Origin of the sequence: Rufibacter glacialis (assembly GCF_008271745.1) — a bacterium.
Taxonomy (GTDB): domain Bacteria; phylum Bacteroidota; class Bacteroidia; order Cytophagales; family Hymenobacteraceae; genus Nibribacter; species Nibribacter glacialis.
On sequence record NZ_VKKZ01000019.1, the window covers coordinates 295,367 to 313,969 of the forward strand.

General features: G+C 44.4%; 14 protein-coding genes and 1 pseudogene. 10 read left to right on the forward strand and 5 right to left on the reverse strand.

Translation table 11 applies throughout. The features are described 5' to 3' along the window. The first annotated feature begins 243 nt into the window (after positions 1–243). From FOE74_RS05960 to FOE74_RS05975, 4 genes are all read left to right on the forward strand, one after another. Positions 244–2,184, forward strand: coding sequence for a PAS domain-containing sensor histidine kinase (locus tag FOE74_RS05960; RefSeq protein WP_149097681.1), 1,941 nt, complete (start codon positions 244–246; stop codon positions 2,182–2,184). A 424-nt stretch (positions 2,185–2,608) separates the two neighbouring features. Continuing rightward, positions 2,609–4,108, forward strand: coding sequence for a hypothetical protein (locus tag FOE74_RS05965; RefSeq protein WP_225840696.1), 1,500 nt, complete (start codon positions 2,609–2,611; stop codon positions 4,106–4,108). 17 nt (positions 4,109–4,125) lie between these two features. After that, complete coding sequence (locus tag FOE74_RS05970; protein ID WP_149097683.1) at positions 4,126–4,584, forward strand: HEAT repeat domain-containing protein; 459 nt, start codon at positions 4,126–4,128, stop codon at positions 4,582–4,584. A gap of 623 nt (positions 4,585–5,207) precedes the next feature. Then, positions 5,208–5,534 carry a DUF2200 domain-containing protein gene (locus tag FOE74_RS05975; protein WP_225840698.1) on the forward strand — a complete coding sequence of 109 codons (327 nt, stop codon included), beginning with the start codon at positions 5,208–5,210 and terminating at the stop codon, positions 5,532–5,534. A gap of 137 nt (positions 5,535–5,671) precedes the next feature. On the opposite strand, the gene FOE74_RS05980 is transcribed toward FOE74_RS05975, so the two are convergent. Continuing rightward, positions 5,672–6,604, reverse strand: coding sequence for a hypothetical protein (locus FOE74_RS05980; RefSeq protein WP_149097685.1), 933 nt, complete (start codon positions 6,602–6,604; stop codon positions 5,672–5,674). Positions 6,605–7,732: 1,128 nt separating this feature from the next. Here FOE74_RS05980 and FOE74_RS05985 point away from each other — a divergent pair. From FOE74_RS05985 to FOE74_RS06005, 6 genes and pseudogenes are all read left to right on the forward strand, one after another. Further along, the gene (locus FOE74_RS05985; RefSeq protein ID WP_149097686.1) at positions 7,733–9,025 is read left to right on the forward strand and encodes a site-specific integrase; all 1,293 of its coding nucleotides are present in this window, start codon (positions 7,733–7,735) and stop codon (positions 9,023–9,025) included. A gap of 54 nt (positions 9,026–9,079) precedes the next feature. Further along, complete coding sequence (locus FOE74_RS05990; protein ID WP_149097687.1) at positions 9,080–10,168, forward strand: hypothetical protein; 1,089 nt, start codon at positions 9,080–9,082, stop codon at positions 10,166–10,168. 78 nt (positions 10,169–10,246) lie between these two features. After that, on the forward strand, positions 10,247–10,573 hold the full coding sequence (locus FOE74_RS05995; RefSeq protein ID WP_149097688.1) for a helix-turn-helix domain-containing protein: 327 nt from the start codon (positions 10,247–10,249) through the stop codon (positions 10,571–10,573). Beyond that, positions 10,566–11,918, forward strand: coding sequence for a DUF3987 domain-containing protein (locus FOE74_RS06000; protein WP_149097689.1), 1,353 nt, complete (start codon positions 10,566–10,568; stop codon positions 11,916–11,918). Before FOE74_RS05995 ends, FOE74_RS06000 begins: the two co-directional genes overlap by 8 nt. Before the next feature lie 100 nt (positions 11,919–12,018). Further along, positions 12,019–12,207: pseudogene (locus FOE74_RS21675) on the forward strand (PG0870-related protein); the annotation flags it as partial. Positions 12,208–12,255: 48 nt separating this feature from the next. Then, positions 12,256–12,954, forward strand: coding sequence for a DUF6371 domain-containing protein (locus tag FOE74_RS06005; RefSeq protein ID WP_188686448.1), 699 nt, complete (start codon positions 12,256–12,258; stop codon positions 12,952–12,954). 317 nt (positions 12,955–13,271) lie between these two features. Here FOE74_RS06005 and FOE74_RS06010 read toward each other — a convergent pair whose 3' ends face one another. The 4 genes from FOE74_RS06010 to FOE74_RS06025 all read right to left on the reverse strand — a co-directional run bounded on the left by FOE74_RS06010 (position 13,272) and on the right by FOE74_RS06025 (position 18,197). Then, the gene (locus FOE74_RS06010; RefSeq protein ID WP_149097691.1) at positions 13,272–15,374 is read right to left on the reverse strand and encodes a DEAD/DEAH box helicase; all 2,103 of its coding nucleotides are present in this window, start codon (positions 15,372–15,374) and stop codon (positions 13,272–13,274) included. 2 nt (positions 15,375–15,376) lie between these two features. Continuing rightward, positions 15,377–16,297 carry a HamA C-terminal domain-containing protein gene (locus FOE74_RS06015; protein WP_149097692.1) on the reverse strand — a complete coding sequence of 307 codons (921 nt, stop codon included), beginning with the start codon at positions 16,295–16,297 and terminating at the stop codon, positions 15,377–15,379. A 55-nt stretch (positions 16,298–16,352) separates the two neighbouring features. Continuing rightward, positions 16,353–17,297 carry a hypothetical protein gene (locus FOE74_RS06020; RefSeq protein WP_149097693.1) on the reverse strand — a complete coding sequence of 315 codons (945 nt, stop codon included), beginning with the start codon at positions 17,295–17,297 and terminating at the stop codon, positions 16,353–16,355. Positions 17,298–17,366: 69 nt separating this feature from the next. Beyond that, positions 17,367–18,197 (reverse strand): PD-(D/E)XK nuclease domain-containing protein, encoded by an 831-nt coding sequence (locus tag FOE74_RS06025; RefSeq protein WP_149097694.1) that lies wholly within the window; start codon positions 18,195–18,197, stop codon positions 17,367–17,369. Positions 18,198–18,603 lie beyond the last annotated feature (406 nt).

Sequence of the window (18,603 nt, forward strand, 5' to 3'; positions counted from 1 at the left end):
TTACCCCAAGCTCCCACGTGGCGCCCCCTCTCTTGGAAGTACGATCTAGCTTTGATGAATTGAAATATAGAATAATCCATATCAAGATTACTTTATTTACGTTAGTCCTTTTAAAAGAAAAAGTATTCTTATCCTGTAAAAGGCCAAGTCATACTACCTTCATCTGTTACGAAAACGCTGCGATCAAAGCCTATTCAGGTATTTAAGATTTTTATATAGCCCTCAAAAGTGCCTATCAGGAAAATGTCTACCAGCCACCCCACAGACCTCTACCGGAATTCCTTTGAACACTCCCCCGAGCCCACTCTCCTGATTGCCCCGGATTACCTTGTCATTGACGCGAACCGCGCGGCACGGCTCCTGTACGGATTTACGGAAGTGGAATTGGCAGGGAAGGAATGGCTTGCCCTAACAGAAGCATCCGGTTTACGGCCAGAGGAAATCACAAAGGAAGCACTGGCGAAGGACAGTATGCGGTTGCCTCATATAGGGGTAAAGAAAAATGGGGAACGTTTCCACTGCACGCTCTCTGTGGCTCCGTTGGAAGCCGGAACTGGAAAGGGACTAATCTGTACTATTTTACCCCATGCGCAGCAAACGGCATCTTCGGCAAAAGGAGCAGGGGTAGCGGAAGACGGGGCACCCGAGGTTTCTGCCTTTTCAACGCCACCTTCGCCTGGCCAGCCGCCGGAAGCCCAGGACCAACTGAACGCCCTGAAACTGACCCGGATTTATGACAACCTCACCGAAGTTATCTACCTGTATGAGGTGATCCACAACACCTCGTTCCGGTTTGAGTCCGTTAACAGCGCGTTCCTGCGGGTGACAGGGCTACGGAAAGAGCAGGTGGTAGGCCGGTACGTAGAAGAGGTGATTCCGGAGCCCTCCTTGACCCTTGTTCGGGCTAAATACGCCCAGGCAATTGAGACGGGACAAACGGTCAGGTGGGAAGAGGTGACGCCTTACCCCACGGGCGTGAAAACCGGCCTGGTCTCGGTGACACCCCTTTATGATGAACACCAGATCTGCACCAGCCTGTTGGGAACCGTGACCGACATCACCGATATCCGGGCCGCCGAGAAAGACCTCAAGGTCAGCAACGAGCGCTATGAATACGCCACCAAGGCCACCAGAGACGCCATCTATGACTGGAACGTGGTCACCGGTGATTTCCACCTGGGCGAGGGCTTCGCGAAGCTGTTCGGTTTTGATGCCCCCAGCACCGCCGACGGCCTCCATTTCTGGGATAATTACCTTCATCCCGAAGATCGGGCGGCGGTGCACCGGTCGCTGGACCATTTTCTGGGAAATGACGGGCAGGAGCAATGGGAGTTTGACTACCGGTTTCGGCGGGCCGATGGATCGTATGCCTACGTGGCCGACCAAGCCTTCGCCGTACGGGACACTGATGGAAAGCTCCTGCGGGTAGTGGGCGCCATCCAGGACCTGACCACGCGCAAGGAGCATGAGGCCGAGCGGGAACTGCTGATTTCCCACCTTACCCAGCGCAACACGGAGCTGGAGCAATTTTCCTTCATCACCTCCCATAACCTGCGGGCTCCTATCTCCAATCTGATCGGGCTGGCCCACCTCCTGGACCCAGAGGCTACAGACCAGGCCCAGACTCACTTCATTGTCTCTAAGATCAAAGAATCTGCCCAACAGCTCAATAGCATTGTAGAAGACCTGTCTGAGATTCTGGTGGTGAGAGGCAGCCAGCAGGAGGGGGCCGAATGCATCAGCCTTCGGGTGGCTTTTGAAGGAGTCTGCCAAGCCGAGCAAGAGCTTCTAACCGAAGCCGGTGCCACCATAGAGGCAGATTTCTCTGGCGGCGACAGCGTGTATTTCTCGCCGGAATACCTGCGGAACATCTTTCTGAACCTACTCACAAACTCGGTTAAATTCCGTTCACCAGCCCGAAACCTGGTGATCAAACTCCAGACCGAGACATTAGGGGGTAGACGCCAATTGACTTTTTCAGACAACGGGGTAGGGATTGATTTGGGGCGTTACGGCGGTAGAATGTTTCTTTACCAGCGTTTCCAGGCCAAGGAAGGCAGTAAAGGAATCGGGCTTTTCATGGTCCAGGAGCAACTACGGGCCATGGGCGGAAGCATTTCAGTAGCCAGTGAGGTAAACGTGGGCACCACCTTCACCATCCTTTTCGGGGAAAACCCCGCTTAATCAAAGAACCCGGTTGATGCGCTTCTTTGCCAGGAATTGACCTCAGGTGAAGAACTTTGCCCTGGTACGCCAAGAGGCAGGCTCCACCACCTTCATTGTACAACAGGAACAGGTTTGCATGCCTTTGCCACAGTGTTTCATTTTCAAGCTATTTTATTGGATTAAATACTTAAAAGAGGGTATTGACATCGCCTGGGGGTATTTGCAACTTGTACCTATAGGTAGTTGGCACAAGATCCAGAAGGTAGTTGCCATTAAAATTGGATAGCAGTAGACAATAACCGGTATTTGGCAAGCTTCTCCCCGAAGCTAACTCAACGAAGCCAAAGCTGATTATGGTAGGCACCACATCTTGTCTGAAGGGGGAATGGATTTTCCCGGAAGCGGTAGGCTCTGGTTTACTTATCTTTTAAAACCAATCAAAATGCCACATCTTAATTGGGAGTCTTTGGGTGGTGTCATTACCACAAACATCTCTTCGGTTAGTTGGTCTGCAAACAGAATAGACAATTTTGCCCGGGGAACAGACAATGCCTTGTACCACCGATGGTGGAACGGCAGTTCTTGGGGCGGTTGGGAAAGTCTGGGAGGCTTTATCACTAGTGAGCCAGTTGCCGTGAGTTGGGGAGCCAATCGCCTGGACGTTTTTGCGAAAGGCACTGACAATGCCGTACATCACCGCTGGTGGAACGGGAGTTCCTGGGGTGGTTGGGAAAGTCTGGGAGGTATCATCACCAGCAACATAAGTGCCGTCTGCTGGGGACCTAACAGAATTGACCTGTTTGCAAAAGGCACTGATAATGCCCTGTACCACAAGTGGTGGAACGGCAGCGCCTGGGGCGGCTGGGAAAGCCTGGGAGGCGCATTTGTAGGCGATCCGGTGGCGGTTAGCTGGGGCGGCAACCGGTTAGATATTTTTGTCAGGGGAACAGACAATGCCATGCACCACCGGTGGTGGAACGGGAGTTCTTGGGGAGGCTGGGAATCTTTAGGAGGCATTCTCACCAGTAACATAGCCGCTGATTGCTGGGGTGCCAACCGCATTGACTGCTTTGTGCGGGGAACCGACAACGGACTCTACCACAAATGGTGGAACGGCAGCTCCTGGGGCGGATGGGAAAGCCTGGGAGGTGTCATCACCAGCGACCCGTCGGTGGTGAGTTGGTCAGGTAACCGGCTAGATGTGTTCGCGAAAGGCACAGACGGCGCCGTCTGGCACCGGTGGTGGAACGGCAGTTCCTGGGGAGGCTGGGAAACACTGGGCGGGGTGATCACCAGCGAGGTATCGGTTACCTCCTGGGCGCCGAACCGGCTCGACCTCTTTGTGAGGGGTACCAACAACGCGATGTTCCATAAGTGGTGGAACGGGTCGGCCTGGGGGCCAGGAGTCGCGAACCAAACTCTTACGGTCCATATCAAAATCCTTGCTAACCCCACCAACTTCACGGTAGACGAGATGTTCACCCAGATGCGGAACATATTCGCAGTTGCTGGAATAGAGGTAGTACGCGGCTCCACGGAGATTCTCAATGTCGCCTTGCCTGCCATTGCCCCCCTGAACGATATTGATACTGCTAGCTGCACCCGCGGCAACCCATCGGCTGAGCAGATTGCCTTGAGCAACAACCGCAATAATGCCGCGGCCAACCATGTGGTGGTTTACATGTGCCGGTCGGTTTCCAGCGACAGCGGCTCCCTGAACGGCTGTGCCTCGTTCCCCACCAACCGGCCCATGGCGGTGGTGGCTTCCTATGCCTCGCGCTACACCCTGGCCCATGAGGTAGGGCACGTGCTGGGGCTCTCCCACGTGAATGACAACAACCGCCTCATGACGAGCAACGGAACGTATAATATCACCAATCCTCCGCCTGATCTGGTTGCATCTGAGGTAACCACCATGCTTGCAAGTAATCTTTCTGTATAGAACCTAAACGTACGGTTATGCCCATCAATAAAGAGGAGCTCAAAAGGATGATCAACCTGGATGAGCCAGAGTATGAAGCCCTTGTTAGTAGGTTGTCGGCAGAGGATATCCCCACGCTGGTGGAGCTGTCAAAGGAGCCGGACCTTGCCATTGCCACCAAGGCGATCAGTTGCCTGGGCCATATGGGAAATGAGCGTGCCCTGGCAGGGCTACGGGAAGCCGTGGACCATCAAGACCCGGTACGGCGCGTGGCAGCGGCTAATTCCCTGCAGAACATGGCAAACGTGCAAGGGAGCGTGCAACTGTTAGAAAGGCTTTTAGATGATAATGACATTGGAGTTAGGAAGTTCGCGCTGAAAACCGTGGAGGCCGGCAATATCTCGCAGTTGAAGGAAAAAGTGCGGGTGATGAACGAGCGGGAGGTCAACCCTTCTCTGAAAACCCTTTCCCAGCAGGTGTTGCAAAGATTACGGTAATTAATAAGGGACCGGCCTTACTTGATTAACGCCCCCTGCTCTGAAGGGGTTGCTCCAGGGTTCCCCTGGCCGCCTCACCAGGGCACCAGGAGGGGTGTTGTCAGATAGTAAACGGAGTCGGGATCTGTTTTAATTACCCTTTGTGCCTTATATCAAGCTTATTGTCTGTCAAAGCAAAGCTATGAAAAGCCCGAAGGCTTCTGTCTTCGGGCTTTTCATAGCTTTGCTTTTGTTTCTTTTAAATAGCTTTATACAGTTACTGTGACCATTTTACCGCGCGTTTAAGTATGCCTGCTAATGTTGAGAACTTGCCCCTTCTGAGAATATATCAGTTAATGGTATTCTACCAGGTAAAGGCTGGTAAGAATTCTTCTATTTGGTAAATCCCTTAAAGTCCCCATTATTGCTACCATTAACCCTTTCCGTTAGAAGGATCATAGTAGGTAAAAACAGGTTTAATATTTATAATGGGCAGACTGGGGTATGTGCTAGCTATAGTGGGTGAACTTGCCAACGGTGAATTAAGTACGTTGAGCCCATCCGGAGTTAATTTTTACCAAACCTATTGAACAAAGACCAGAAGCGTGTCATTAAATTAAATGGAAGAGCACCGGATATATAGAATGGCCTTTGCCAGTGTTTACCCGCACTATGTTTCAAAAGCCGAGAAAAAAGGCCGCACCAAGGCAGAGGTAGATGACATCATCTGTTGGTTGACAGGATACGACCAACAAGCCTTGCAGGAACAAATTGACCAGAAGACAGACTTTAAAACCTTTTTCGCGCAGGCCCCCCACTTACACCCCAATGCGGCAAAGATCACAGGGGTGATTTGTGGGTACCGGGTAGAAGAAATAGAAGACCCGCTCATGCAGAAGATCCGTTACCTGGATAAGCTGATTGACGAACTGGCCAAAGGAAAGACCCTGGAAAAGATCATGCGGAAATAAAAGGTCTTGCTCTTTGGCCCATACCACAGATAAAGGTCTAAAAGCATGAAATTCCTACCAGGGATTATCTCTTCCGTTACCTCTCTATTCCCTGAGAAGGACTAGCGAACTCTTTGCAGGGCATCAGTTACTGGCCCTTAAGCAGGCGTCCAATAAACCCGGTCGTGTTTCACCGTCTTCTTCAAGCCCAACGCGGGCAACCTTTCTTGGGTTGTGCCCAGATAGGTAAAGTGCGGCAAATCTGAGATAACCGTCTGGAACCAGCCGTGCCGGGCCAGGATAGCGCGCACCGTCGGCTGGCTGTGCTCGTTTATATCAAGGGCCAGCATGGCAATATGCTGCGAAGCCCCAGGCGGCGAAGCCGAAGAAAGGACTGACTTAGAGAAGTGCTTGCTGAAATACAGCCCCTGGGCTTCTAATAGCAGGATTTCCTTTATTTGGCTGCTTGTCTCCAGCCCTCGGATTCGGGCAGCCTCCTGAGCGCTCAGCTTTCCGCGCTGCTGCCAGTGGGCAAGACCCGGGAGCACGCGGCGGCTCCATATCTTTTCCGTGTCCCGGTAGCTGCGCCGGGCCGCCCAGGTGCCGCGCGGGGTAATGCGTAGGTTCTTCTGGGCGGCCTCCTGGCGGGCCGCGAGCAGGGCCTTCATCGCCTCCGTCTGCAGCTCCACGGGAATGTTACCGATCTTCTCCCGCCGGGTGCTTACCTGGGCCTGCCAATGGGCGCAGTCCTCAGCATGGGCGAAAATCACCGAAGGCATGTGCACCACGCTGTCCTGCGCCACGAAAACCGCCCCGTGTTCCTTTAAAAGCCTCTGCGCCACCCAGTCGCTTGCTTCCGGCAAAGGAAACCCAGAGGGCAGATTCTGCTCAAACAACGATCTGTCCCGAGTGGTGATGGCGGTATTGTCCGTTGCCTCTGGGGCGGGAGCAATGGTGGGGTTGGAAGGAGATACGGTGGCCGCTGATTCTTTTGCAGGCCCTGGAAACCCGAGCGACAGCCAACCTCCACCCAACAGGAAAAGGCAAACGGATAAGAGGGATTTGTTCCTGAAAAGCTTCTTAGGCGGCATCAATCAACGAGTACGGTTGGGTTGCTTGAATAAAGCTACGAAGTTTGGTTGTAGATACACGTAGGGCGGGGTGGTTTCTGCTATCAAATGTGAAGTATCATCATTAAGAGGCCCATTGATGCCTGCTATCGTTGTTCCAGAATACATGACATATTGATGGTGTTATGGCTTGTGTGTTGATTTCCTTTTGAAGGTTATATAGAACAACATCTTAGCTGAAGGCACCATGCCAGACCCATTATAATAATACTGATTATATGATTCCCTCATCCACACCATCTCAGTTTCATTTACAATATGGAGCAAGAACGTTGAAGAAGATGAGTCATCGTCGTGGTCAATGTAGATATACTTGGTGCCAGCGATGTCAGAGATTGAGTAGAATCCTGAATTCAATGTCCCTGTAGAATGGTTTTGCCTGAAGTGCCTATTTGTTATGAATGCTTCCCCATGGTTAGTGATACCACCTCTTTCGTGAATCTTCTGGTTGGATGAGTTATAGTGTTCGTACTTTTCATTTACTACAAACCAATCACCCTGGATCAATTCTTCAGTTGTCTTGGGTCTGGCTCTAGCTCTTCCTCTTTGCAGCTCAAAACCAGGAGTGCAGACAGAAAAATTAACAGGTATTTCCTCATAGGAACTGATGATTATTTACAAAGCAAATATACCAAGACAAACATTGAGTAGGGCCACTATCAGTCTTATCTTCCAATATACCTTCTAACTCGTCAGCGAACTATAATCAATAGGTATAAAAGTCAGACAAACAACATGCTAGAGTGTCAGATGTATTACTTTAGGGAAGAGTGAAGAAATGATAACCTATTAGGCGTGAGTATGATATAGATTCAGCTTAAATTTAATTGTTTTACTAAGTTTTACCCCTAAAAACGAAAAACCCTTCAGCGTGATGCTAAAGGGCTTTTCTGTGGTCGCGTAGGGAGTCGAACCCCAAACCTTCTGATTCGTAGTCACCACCTCGGTTGTTGTTGATATATATTAATGTTTGTTTTTAGTTTGTTTTAGCAGATTTTAGTGCTCTTGTTGGTTAGTTGTTTATGGGTGTTTGTTGTTTTTTCTCTGATTTGTGTGCAAATTGTGTGAAAATAAATCAGAAACAAACCCATGGCAGGAGTATTAACTACTATATTTTTGGATACTAGAAGGCCAAGAAAAGATGGCACCTATCCAGTTAAGTTAAGGCTTACCCATCTTAGAGAAAGAAAATACTTTCCCACAGCTTACTTCTTAACAGCTGAAGATTTTGCAAAGACACAGGCTGAGCGGGCGAGGGGAGAGTTTAAAGAAATTCAAATTGCGTTGCGGGCAATGGAAGCCCATGCCACCGAGGTGATAAAAAAATTGCCTGTATTCTCATTTGATGCCTTTGAAAGAGCATATTCCAAGGTGGATACTTATAACGATGTGTTTGATTCTTTTTCTCAAGCGGTAAATCGGTTAGTTGAAAATGGACAGGTTGGCACAGCGAAAACCTATGAGAATGCTCAAGTTTCCTTGCTTTCATTTATCCTTAAGGAGCCTACCACTCAGAACAAAGGGTTAACACTGAAAGAGGCAACAGCTAAAAAAGAGAACTTGCTGAAAAAGAAGAAACCTCTTCCATTTGCTGCAATCACTCCTGCATTTCTCAAAGATTATGAACGATGGATGATTCAATCCGGCAAATCAAGTACTACTATTGGAATATATTTAAGAAATCTAAGGGCCTTATTTAACGAAGCAATGGCATCAGGAGATATTCCAGCAGAAATCTATCCGTTTGGGAAAAGAAAATACCAGATACCTGCGGGGCGTAACACCAAAAAAGCCCTCACCAAGCAGGAGATTGCCAAAATTTTCGCCTATGAACCGAGGCACGACAGCGAGGCTAAAGCCCGTGACTACTGGTGCTTTTCTTATCTCTGTAACGGTATCAACTTAAAGGACGTCGCTCGCCTAAGATATCGACAAGTTACCGAGGAAACGATTTCCTTTATAAGGGCTAAAACCGAACGTACTACCCGGCATGACCAGAAGGTAATAAAGGTGCCACTGTTGGCAGAGTCTGCCAAAATAATTGAAAGGTGGGGCAACAAGCCGGCCTTAGCAAATTCCTATGTTTTCCCTATACTGCAGGAGGGGCATACTCCCGATAGGGAGATGGCTGCAGTGACACAGGCAATTAAAAGCATCAATAGGTACATGAAGAGGATAGCAGCGGAGGTGGGGATTGAGATGAATGTCACCACCTACTCAGCAAGGCATTCATTCTCTACAGTGCTGAAAAGGGCAGGGGTGTCTACGGCCATGATTTCTGAGTCTCTAGGCCACTCCTCAGAGAAGACTACGCAGAGTTACCTCGACAGCTTTGAGGACGATGCTAAGCGCCAAATTGCCTCACATTTAACTGATTTCTGAAAAAACCGTATTACGTTCTTTCTTAGTGAAGCCTGAATAAACTCATAATGATATATGGCAGATATAATGGAAGACGGACTTGAGCATTCAGAGGAATGGCTCCCCTTTGACGACGGTATCACCCGGGACAAAGAGTATTACTATAATTTCTACTCCACTATTGTCTATAGACACCCCTACTTTTCCTATGTCCCTGAGCCACCTGAGCAGTTCACCATTAAACCTGCTTTTTCCGAGATTTACCCTTACTTGATTCCTAAGTACACCCACCATGACAAGTACTCTTTCAATTGTATCACCCCTGAGGATTTTAATGAGAAGTCCATCCAGGTAGGGTTGTGCCATTGGATTCAGCGGCACCCCCCGGGTGAGGTGGAGGCCTTCCTTGATTTCCAGTATGGAGGTTACATAGCCCGGGCAACCCCAAAGGGAGACCCAACCGCTTTCTTGGATTACCTCATCTCCACTGTCCAGACCTATAATGACCCAACCAGCACCCATAACAGATGGGATGAGGGGGATTACGAAAGGTTAAAGGCTATGGGAAAATGGATTAGGTCCCATCCCGGGTACATTGATTCATTCAACCAAAGGCTAAGGGCTTGGGTAAGCCTCAGCTATGGCTTCAAAGAAAGGTCAGGCAGAGAATTAGAGATTCTGATTCAAGAGAAGATGAAGTCCCAAATTGAGTTCGTTCCAGATGAAAAGGAACTAGTCCCGCATAATCTAAATGAAAACCCTGACTATAAATTTGATGCTGAAAAAGCCATTGTTCTAAAGAGGCTGGGATTCCTTTCGGGGTACATAGCGGTTGGCAGGAAAATCATGGACCAGGAGGACTACCATAGATTGGTGGAATATACCTTGCGGATGGTAAAGGAGGGAGGCTTGCCTGATGGCCTTAACCCAATAACCAATGTCGATGTCTCCCAACGCCATATCCTGCGCACATATTACCTGATTCACAAAGAACTTTATGGGATAAGGCCAAAAAGGCCATATTTCATTGATTTCTTATTTGAGGTGTTCCCGAACCATTTCAATGATGAAAAAGCGGAAAGGTCAATCATACTTGAGGGATTTTCAAAGAGCCCGCCATTTTACGGAGTTGACGTGGACAAATGGGGTAAGATAGGTAAGTAAGGTAAGAACTTCTTACCTATTTCTTGCCGCCTGATTAAAGCCTAATCTTGTGTCGTTAATATAATTAAACGATACGTGATGACAGGATTAACATTTGACCAGCTACCCAACGCGGTAGCAACCATGCTCCACAAGATGGAGTCGCTTGAGCAAAGGCTCATGCAATTACTTACCTCTTCCCCCGCGGATGACAGACCTATGGGCGTAACCGAGGCGGCGGAGTTTCTCGGCATTCCCAAGAACACCCTCTACGGGATGACCAGCCGCAGGGAGATACTTTGTTTCAAAGCAGGGAAGCACCTGAAGTTCCGCAGGAAGGACCTGTGGGACTGGGTCATGGAAGGTCGGCAGGAGACCGCCGCCCAAATCCAGTCAGCCGCAAGGAAGGGGGTGCGCCGTGCATAGCTCCTTCAACCTGCAACAGTTTCTGTCCGCCACGGCAGTAAAAGCCCACGTGGAGTTTCCGGTGGAGGCCTTCCCAGCGCCCCTCCAAAAGATTATTAAAGACCTTTGGGATTATCTCCTTTATCCGGTGGACTTCACGGGCAGCTCCCTGCTCATGGCCATGGGTGTTGCCGTAGGTAATGCCCTTAAAGTACAGGTGAAGAAGGGTTGGCTGGAAAGCACCTTGCTTTATATGGCCTTAGTGGGTAGGCCCGGCACAGCCAAAAGCCATCCGCTTTCGTTCGCCCTCAGTCCCCTGCATAAGCGCGACAGGGGGTTGTACCTTACGCACAGGGAGGAGATGAAAGAATACAAACGGGAACTGGCCCAGCATAAAAAGGATAAAGGTGGGATGCCGCCGCCTGACAAGCCGATTGTCAGCAAGAGCGTCATCCAGGACAGCACACCCGAGGCGCTGCTGGAGGTGCTACAGAACAACCCCAGGGGCCTGGTCCTTTACATGGACGAATTGATGGGGTACCTCAACAACTTCAACCGCTACAGCCAAGGGAGCGAGCAGGAGATGTGGCTAACCATCTGGAGCCAGAAGCACCTTATCCAGGACCGCAAGTCCGGAGAGCCCATCAATATCCCCAGTCCCTTTGTGGCCGTCGTAGGCACCATCCAGGATGGCATGCTGGAAAGCATGGCCAAAGGAGGGCGCAGCGTCAACGGCTTCCTAGACCGTTTCCTTTTCGCAAAGCCTAAGAATCTGGAGAAGGCATACTGGTCCCAGGTTGAGATAGATTCCTCCGTGGAGGAGGAGTGGGAGAAGTATATGGATAACCTTTTCGAAATACCCATGGAACTGAACGAGGAAGGGAGCCCGAGCCCGAAAGTCCTCCTTTACTCACCTGCGGGCCATGCCCTTCTCTCGGAATGGCAGAGATACAATACCGACCTGGTGAACTCCGCCCCCACGGATTCACTGGCGGGAATGTACGTAAAGATGGAGACCCAATGCATCAGACTGTCGCTTGTCCTTCAAGCTGCCATCTGGGCCACCTGCGAGGGGGATTTAGACCGGGTAGGTACTCAGGCCGTGCAGGGGGCTATTATGCTCACGGAGTATTTTCGCCGCACGGGCACCGAGGTCAACGACATCATCACCAACTATAGCCCTCTTGACAGCCTGCCTGAGGACAGGAGGAGGTACTATGAATCTCTGCCCAACGAGTTCTCCAAAGCAGAGGCCCTGAACTTGGCGTTGGACCATGGGATTAAGCCTCGCACACTGGCAGACTTCCTCAATAAGGCAACCCTCTTCCGGAACACAGGGCATGGCAAATACATAAAACTTATCTAAGGCACCTCTGCATTTCCCGCACTATCTGCACTTTGGGTTTCTTCACACCTGGGCAAAATGCGGATAGTGCGGATAATGCGGGCCATCACAAGAAAAAGGGATGAATACATACCAATATAACCTCCAGCGCTACAGCGGGCCGGGTAGCCGTTATGACTGCCCGGAGTGCAGAAAGAGGAAGCGCTTCACCCGGTACGTAGATAGAGAAACAGGGGAGACCCTACATCCGTCGGTCGGGCTGTGTGATAGAAAGGGGAGCTGCGGGTACCACCTAAGCCCCAGTGAGTATCTGCGGAGAAACGGGATTTCCTTCAGTTCGGCCCCAGCCCCGAGGGCAATGCAGCACAAACCAAAGTCACCTTCTTACATAAAGCATTCTTTGGTGAAGGCGAGTAGGAAGGCTTTCCAAAGGAACCACTTCTTTATTTTCCTGACTAACATTTTTGGGGCGGATGTCGCTAAGGAGTTAGCTGACCTTTACCTTATAGGAACCTCCAAATACTGGCCCGGAGCCACGGTCTTTTGGCAGGTGGACTGCGAAAATAGGGTACGCACTGGCAAGGTCATGCTTTATGACCTCCAGACGGGAAAACGTGTAAAGGAACCCTGCAGCAGGATACACTGGGCACATTGCCTTGTAAATGACCCCCACTTCCGGCTAAGTCAATGCTTATTCGGGGAGCACCTCCTGAGAGAATATCCCGGCAAACCGGTGGTTATCGTGGAGAGCGAGAAGTCCGCCCTTATCGCCAGCGCCTACTACCACGAGTATGTTTGGCTCGCCAGCGGAGGTATATCCCAACTGAACATGGAGAAGTGCCTGTCCCTAAAAGGGCGGAACATAACGCTCATTCCTGACGCCGATGCATTCCTGGCATGGCAAGAGAAGGCACGGATTTTGGAAAAAGACCTCGAGCAAAGGGTAAAAGTTTCCAGGGCCTTGGAGGACATAGCCACTGAAACCGAGCGAGGGGAAGGTTGGGACATTGCCGACTTCCTGCTGAAGAAAAAATTAAAGGGTTTATTGAATATTTAAAACAAAGTAATAAAAATTTTAATAAACCCTTTAATAAGAACATAGATGAATTGAATGAGGCGCTGTCCGATGAACAGGAAGCAGATAGCTATGTCCTGTAGGAGTTACAGAAAGTGCGAGGTTCACAGACCATTAAATCTGGGGTTGATTAGCCATCTTCAAGGAATGGACAGCTTTACTAAGTAGCTTCTTGTGCCTCTAGTGACCTTTTGCATGAGTAGTAGCGGGGTCGGCTGATTAACATTCCATTTGTCACAGTGCCATAAAAGTTCTGGCTTTCGAACTACTATCAAACCCTCTATCACTTATACAGCTAGTTAAGAGTTCGTTATTTTAATTCCGTCAAAGAAATAGTCCAAAATGTATTTATCAAATTCGTCTAAATTATTTGTCCTTTCTATGGTCATTTCTTTTCCAATTTCTTTAAGTTGTTCAACTACACTATGAATTGTCAATTCGCTATCATAGAAATCAATAACTTTGGATTCGTGAATTTTTTTTGAAATCATTCTAGGTAAACCATATTCTTCTAGTTGAAATACAACTCTGGGTAGAAATGCGTGGGAGCACCACCTTATGAATTTAGAAATGTCATACTGCTTATTCTTTAATATTCTTTTTTGTAAGGTGTTTAAGTCATTTAAAAGAGTTGAAAACTTATAGGTTACATTTCTTTCTAAAAGAAAGAACTTATCGATACCTACGTCGCAATCTTCAAGTTCTTTCAATAATTCGGGTATAGATTTAGTCCAGTTATATGCTATAATCTTAATGAACTCAACAAAGGTTTTATAACCTGTATCCCAGTTTCCAGGTTGTAATTTTATAATCTTATATAAAAGTCTATCCCAGTTTTTTGGATTAAACTCATTCAAATAATACAATCCATTCCATTCGTTCGGATTCTTTGTTAAGTCAATAGCAATCGCTTTAATTAATTCAGAATTGCTTGATTGGAAAGCAGATTCAGATTTTAATTCTTCATATACCTGAACTCCTATGAGTTCAGCCATTTCGTTATTATAAATTTTTAATTTTGCAACTTGTTCTTTTGATAACAAGCCTTCATATTTATTTTCGTCTAAATCTCCCAGTAGCTCTTCTGGAAAAAGGATTTCTAATTGAGTGTGACCTTCTTCTGGTGGCTTTTCTAGAATATATATTTTACCAATAAAATGCTTAAACATTCTACCGCCTCTACCAATAATATTTTTATAGGTAAAATCATCTAATTTTACACTTCCTTTTCTATTTCTCCAGATTATTACATTTTCAGCCGAAGTATTGACTCCTTCTATAATTGAGGAGGTTGAAATCAAGTTTCTAATACCAGTTGCTTCTTCAAATAGTTTTACCTGGATTTGACTTAGTGAACGGTGTAATCTCCCATTATGAACGCCAATTTCACGTCTGACTAATTTTGTTAAACTCCAATTGACATCATAATTTTTAGAAAGCCAATCTGCGAACATTTCAAGAAGTTTATTTTTTGCAGGCTCGTAATTGTCAAGAAATAAATTTGTTAAACTATCTATATTAGAATATGTTCCAGCATATATTAAAGACTTTCCTTTATTTTGAGATAATATTTCTAAAAGTTTTTTGCTTTTTTCTTCATTGCCACTTATTTGATTGTATAATTCGTGCTTCTCTAAAAAAACAGTATTAAAATCCAATCTTATAAACTCCATGTCATCAGTAAAAGGATTGCTATCCAAAGACGTGATATTTGGTGCTAAATAATATTTCTGATTAGATTTTGCGCCAAATTTAATCATAGCCCGAATCAAACTAGGAGAACGTTCTTTATCATACTTGCTACTAGCTTTATAAAATTCATCAATTATCATAATGTCAAACGATTCAACATTATTGATGTAACTTATAGCTCTTTCTTGAGGAAAAATAAATATGTTCTTATCTTCCAATTTTTCATCTGATGTTGTGATTATTTTATAATCATTTGCGAACTTTTTATATATTCTCCTTCTGGTTTCATCAGTTAATGCTAATGTTGGAACTATTATTAAAACATTTTTTGGTTTTTTGATTTTGATATAAGCATCAATCACAAAGCTTTTTCCAAAACTTGTTGGTGCGCTTACAGCAATACTTTTACCTTCTAAAAGGTTTTTAAGTAAAAAGGATTGTTCTCTGTGGAGAGTTAACGGTTTGTCTTCACCTACGTCAACCTTAAAGGCATTATAAACGAATCTCTCTTCCCAATTTGAAGTTTCTGGTTCTAAATAGGGGAAAAGTCCTGTTTCTCTAATTAAATGATTTATTAAAGGATTGTAGGATAAATTATTAATGCTATGATAATCCAATAGCTTAATTAGTTCTTGTCTGGCTCGATTTTCTTGGTTGTTAATTAGAAGCCCGTTAATTACATGGCACTGGTTAAAAATTTGTTCTTGCATGTTTAATCTCTATAGGCTTTTGCTATTTGAATGAATTTATCAACAATTTTATTTTTATCTGCAATTGGAAACAGAATAATATGGAAATTTATTTTATCATATAAATGAACATCTGTGCATTTTTGAATTTGTTTTTTAAAGTATTGTGTTGCTCTGTCTTGATGATAATCAATAATACTTTGCTTGTATTCTGATGTTAAATCAGTTCCTGATTTTGTTTGTTCGCATTCGTATAAAAGCAAAATTGGAATATTTAAAATTGGTTTTACTTTATCGATTGATATTCCTTGTGAAAGACTTGCTTTAATTTTTATTCTTAAATCATCAGAAATCTGGTCATAATCGTTTATGTCACTTAAATTGGTGATTATACTATTTTCTTTTTTAATCTTTTCTAAGCTAATAGAGTCTTTGACCGAGGCAACAATGGTGTCTAATCGAGTATTTTCAATATTGTTGTAAAATTTAGATTCTCCAAACCAAAGCGAAAATGAATCTTCAGATTCTATGACAATGTGAACGCTGTCAGAACCTTTAGCTTCATCTCCTGTATTTTGCTTGTAAAAAATCTTTGGCACAATTGGAAGTGCAGAGTAATGGTTTTTCATAATTCCATAAAGTACAATTTCAGCTATTTCACTACCTCTTCCTATTGCATCAACAGATTCTACTAACCTTAATTTTTTTGCAGACTCTGCTAGAATTGAACCTGCACCATCACTCAGCAACGCTTTTCTCTCACCATGGCTTAAAGCTGTTTCTGTAATATTATCCCAAACAAAATTTTGAAACTTTTCATATCTCCATTTTCCGTTTTCAAAGTCGTTGATTATGCCAAGAACAGATTTGTTGGAAGTCGGACTTAAAGAGTCATCTAACTTAATGTTATCAAATATATCATTGACTATGATTTCAAATTTCATTCTTAATTTATTTAATGATGCTCACCTGTTTGGCTTAAAATATTTTTGAAACTTCTTAGCTGTTGTTATATTTAGGTATTTTCTTTTTTATCATCTCATTGTCAATAGCATCTGATATTAATTTATGGTCAACCTGTTTTCCTTTAACTTTAGATGGCCAATGTATTCTATAATTTGCTAAGTAGGAATACAATATTGATGTGCCTTTTATTTGCATGTGTTTCTTGTATATTAAATATCCTTCTCCATTCTCATAATCACCTTTTTTGTAATTCTTCACTTCACTTGAAAAGATTTCTAATTTTTGGTCAATACTTATTAATTTATTTATTAGTTCATCTTTTAGAGGTTCTTTTGGTAGTTTCTCATAAAAGTGTTTTATTAAATGAATGGTAATATTTATGCAGCATAATAGTATTACAAATGCATTCTGAAACTCGGTGTGTTCAAATCCAAATACACCTATACCATCAAACTTCCCAAGTTGCTTGGAATTTAGTTGAGCCTTATGAGAATGAGTAGATTGATTTAATAAATTATAGAACTTTTCAATTTCTTTAATTTTAGGTTTGATTTCATGAGCAACCTTTTTTCTTAAAAATGCAGTCATTTGAAATAACTTGTCCGTGCCTCTTTTGCCATTTGTCCAAGGGCTAAGTTCTAGGCTTTCTTTAATGAGTGATTCTGTGTACAACAATTGAGTTGTCAACTCAAGTGTATTTCGTAAAATTTGCTTTGATTGTTTGAAATATGCCGACTTCAATAAGTCTAAAGAACAGTTTAAATCCTCAAATATTTCCAGAATGATTAACCTTGAATTATAGCCGATAGACTTATTAAGAAAAATTACTCCATTTTCATCTGGTTTGTTCAAGGTCTTAGAAACACCAATCATTCCAATATTAAATTCGATATAAAGTAATTCTTTAAGACAAGATTCTATATAATCAATCCTATCTTTGTAGAAATATTGAATTTTATCTATGACTATTTCTCTCATCTTTCTGTTTGCTTATATCAGTTTCGTATAGATGACTTCATCGTATTAATTCAATATTGCATACTGTTTCTATTTTGTGATATTATCACCTGTTATAACGAGTTCCCAATTATTTGGGATTTTTTTCGCTTTCCAAGCAACTTCAATGCTTTCTGGTGTGGCTAATCCGATATCACTAATATAGAAAACAGCGATAAATTTTTCATATCTATAATCATCTGTATAATTTGCAGAATCTACTTTTATTTGGTCAATGAAATTGTCGAAATTGTCTGTTTTATTCTTGATATATTTAAATTCAATTGCAGTTTTTAATTCAGGGATTAAGATGTCAGGATTGTATGTTTTAAACTCCTGAATGAAAGATGATTTGTTTTTTCTCCTACATGTTGGGTAATACAACCCTATTACCCACTTTACTTCGTTGTATATATCTGCTTCATTAGCAACTTTTGATTTTGTATTTTTTATGATGAAACCTGAATTTTTTAAAATAGAAATTAGTTTTTTAGTTTCATCTTCTTTGGATTGGTTGTAATCAAAATATTTAAATGGGTCTAGGAATTGCTTAAAGCCTATAATTAATTTCAGTTCATGATCTCCTTCAGGGTGAGCCATTTCTGATTCTAAAATTAATCCGTCATCCTCTATTACTTTAGAAAACTTCTCTCTGTAGGTTTGAAGTAGCAGTGGCATTCCTTTGGCTTCTAAGTAAGTTAATATTAAATAATATAAATCTCTTAACCTTGTACGAAGCCGATAGTTAGTCCAACCTTGATGCTCTTCCTCGTAGCCTGAGAATGAACTGTTCATAATGTATTGAAAGTGTTCGTGTGATATTGAAGAAATTGTTTTCTTTATTTCTTTTTCTATATATTTAATTTCATCAGGTAGGAGCATGTGTTAATACGTGAATGGGTTTGATTTAAAATTTAGATAATACTTTATAAAAAGACAAACAGTTATTAGTACTTTGGTAGCAGTTCGCACTCCTGTTTATTGCCTTTTTCTTTAGTAGATAGCATTTACCTACTTCCTTGATTATAAATTACCTCTAATATAACTATATTTTAAAGGCTGTCAAGCAGGCTTGGGATGTCCTCCGGGCGTTTGTGGTGAGATTGGTGTTTTTCTAAGTGGCCTTACTGCTTCAGGGACTCAGCATTGTCTGGATGTAGCGTAAGTTAGTTCCCTGCTCTAACAGATTAGTGCAAAGGAGTGACAGGCCGAGGTAAACAGTCAACTGTGCCTTATCCAGATGGGGTGGGGGGTGTTTCATGGTTTGGAACGCCCTGGGTCAGACCGG

What these genes read in the sequence shown, in the direction of transcription:
- FOE74_RS05960 (WP_149097681.1), top strand. Translation starts at nt 244, where the DNA reads ATGTCTACCAGCCACCCCACAGACCTCTACCGGAATTCCTTTGAACAC.
- FOE74_RS05965 (WP_225840696.1), top strand. Translation starts at nt 2,609, where the DNA reads ATGCCACATCTTAATTGGGAGTCTTTGGGTGGTGTCATTACCACAAAC.
- FOE74_RS05970 (WP_149097683.1), top strand. Translation starts at nt 4,126, where the DNA reads ATGCCCATCAATAAAGAGGAGCTCAAAAGGATGATCAACCTGGATGAG.
- FOE74_RS05975 (WP_225840698.1), top strand. Translation starts at nt 5,208, where the DNA reads ATGGCCTTTGCCAGTGTTTACCCGCACTATGTTTCAAAAGCCGAGAAA.
- FOE74_RS05980 (WP_149097685.1), bottom strand. Translation starts at nt 6,604, where the DNA reads ATGCCGCCTAAGAAGCTTTTCAGGAACAAATCCCTCTTATCCGTTTGC.
- FOE74_RS05985 (WP_149097686.1), top strand. Translation starts at nt 7,733, where the DNA reads ATGGCAGGAGTATTAACTACTATATTTTTGGATACTAGAAGGCCAAGA.
- FOE74_RS05990 (WP_149097687.1), top strand. Translation starts at nt 9,080, where the DNA reads ATGGCAGATATAATGGAAGACGGACTTGAGCATTCAGAGGAATGGCTC.
- FOE74_RS05995 (WP_149097688.1), top strand. Translation starts at nt 10,247, where the DNA reads ATGACAGGATTAACATTTGACCAGCTACCCAACGCGGTAGCAACCATG.
- FOE74_RS06005 (WP_188686448.1), top strand. Translation starts at nt 12,256, where the DNA reads ATGCAGCACAAACCAAAGTCACCTTCTTACATAAAGCATTCTTTGGTG.
- FOE74_RS06010 (WP_149097691.1), bottom strand. Translation starts at nt 15,374, where the DNA reads ATGCAAGAACAAATTTTTAACCAGTGCCATGTAATTAACGGGCTTCTA.
- FOE74_RS06015 (WP_149097692.1), bottom strand. Translation starts at nt 16,297, where the DNA reads ATGAAATTTGAAATCATAGTCAATGATATATTTGATAACATTAAGTTA.
- FOE74_RS06020 (WP_149097693.1), bottom strand. Translation starts at nt 17,297, where the DNA reads ATGAGAGAAATAGTCATAGATAAAATTCAATATTTCTACAAAGATAGG.
- FOE74_RS06025 (WP_149097694.1), bottom strand. Translation starts at nt 18,197, where the DNA reads ATGCTCCTACCTGATGAAATTAAATATATAGAAAAAGAAATAAAGAAA.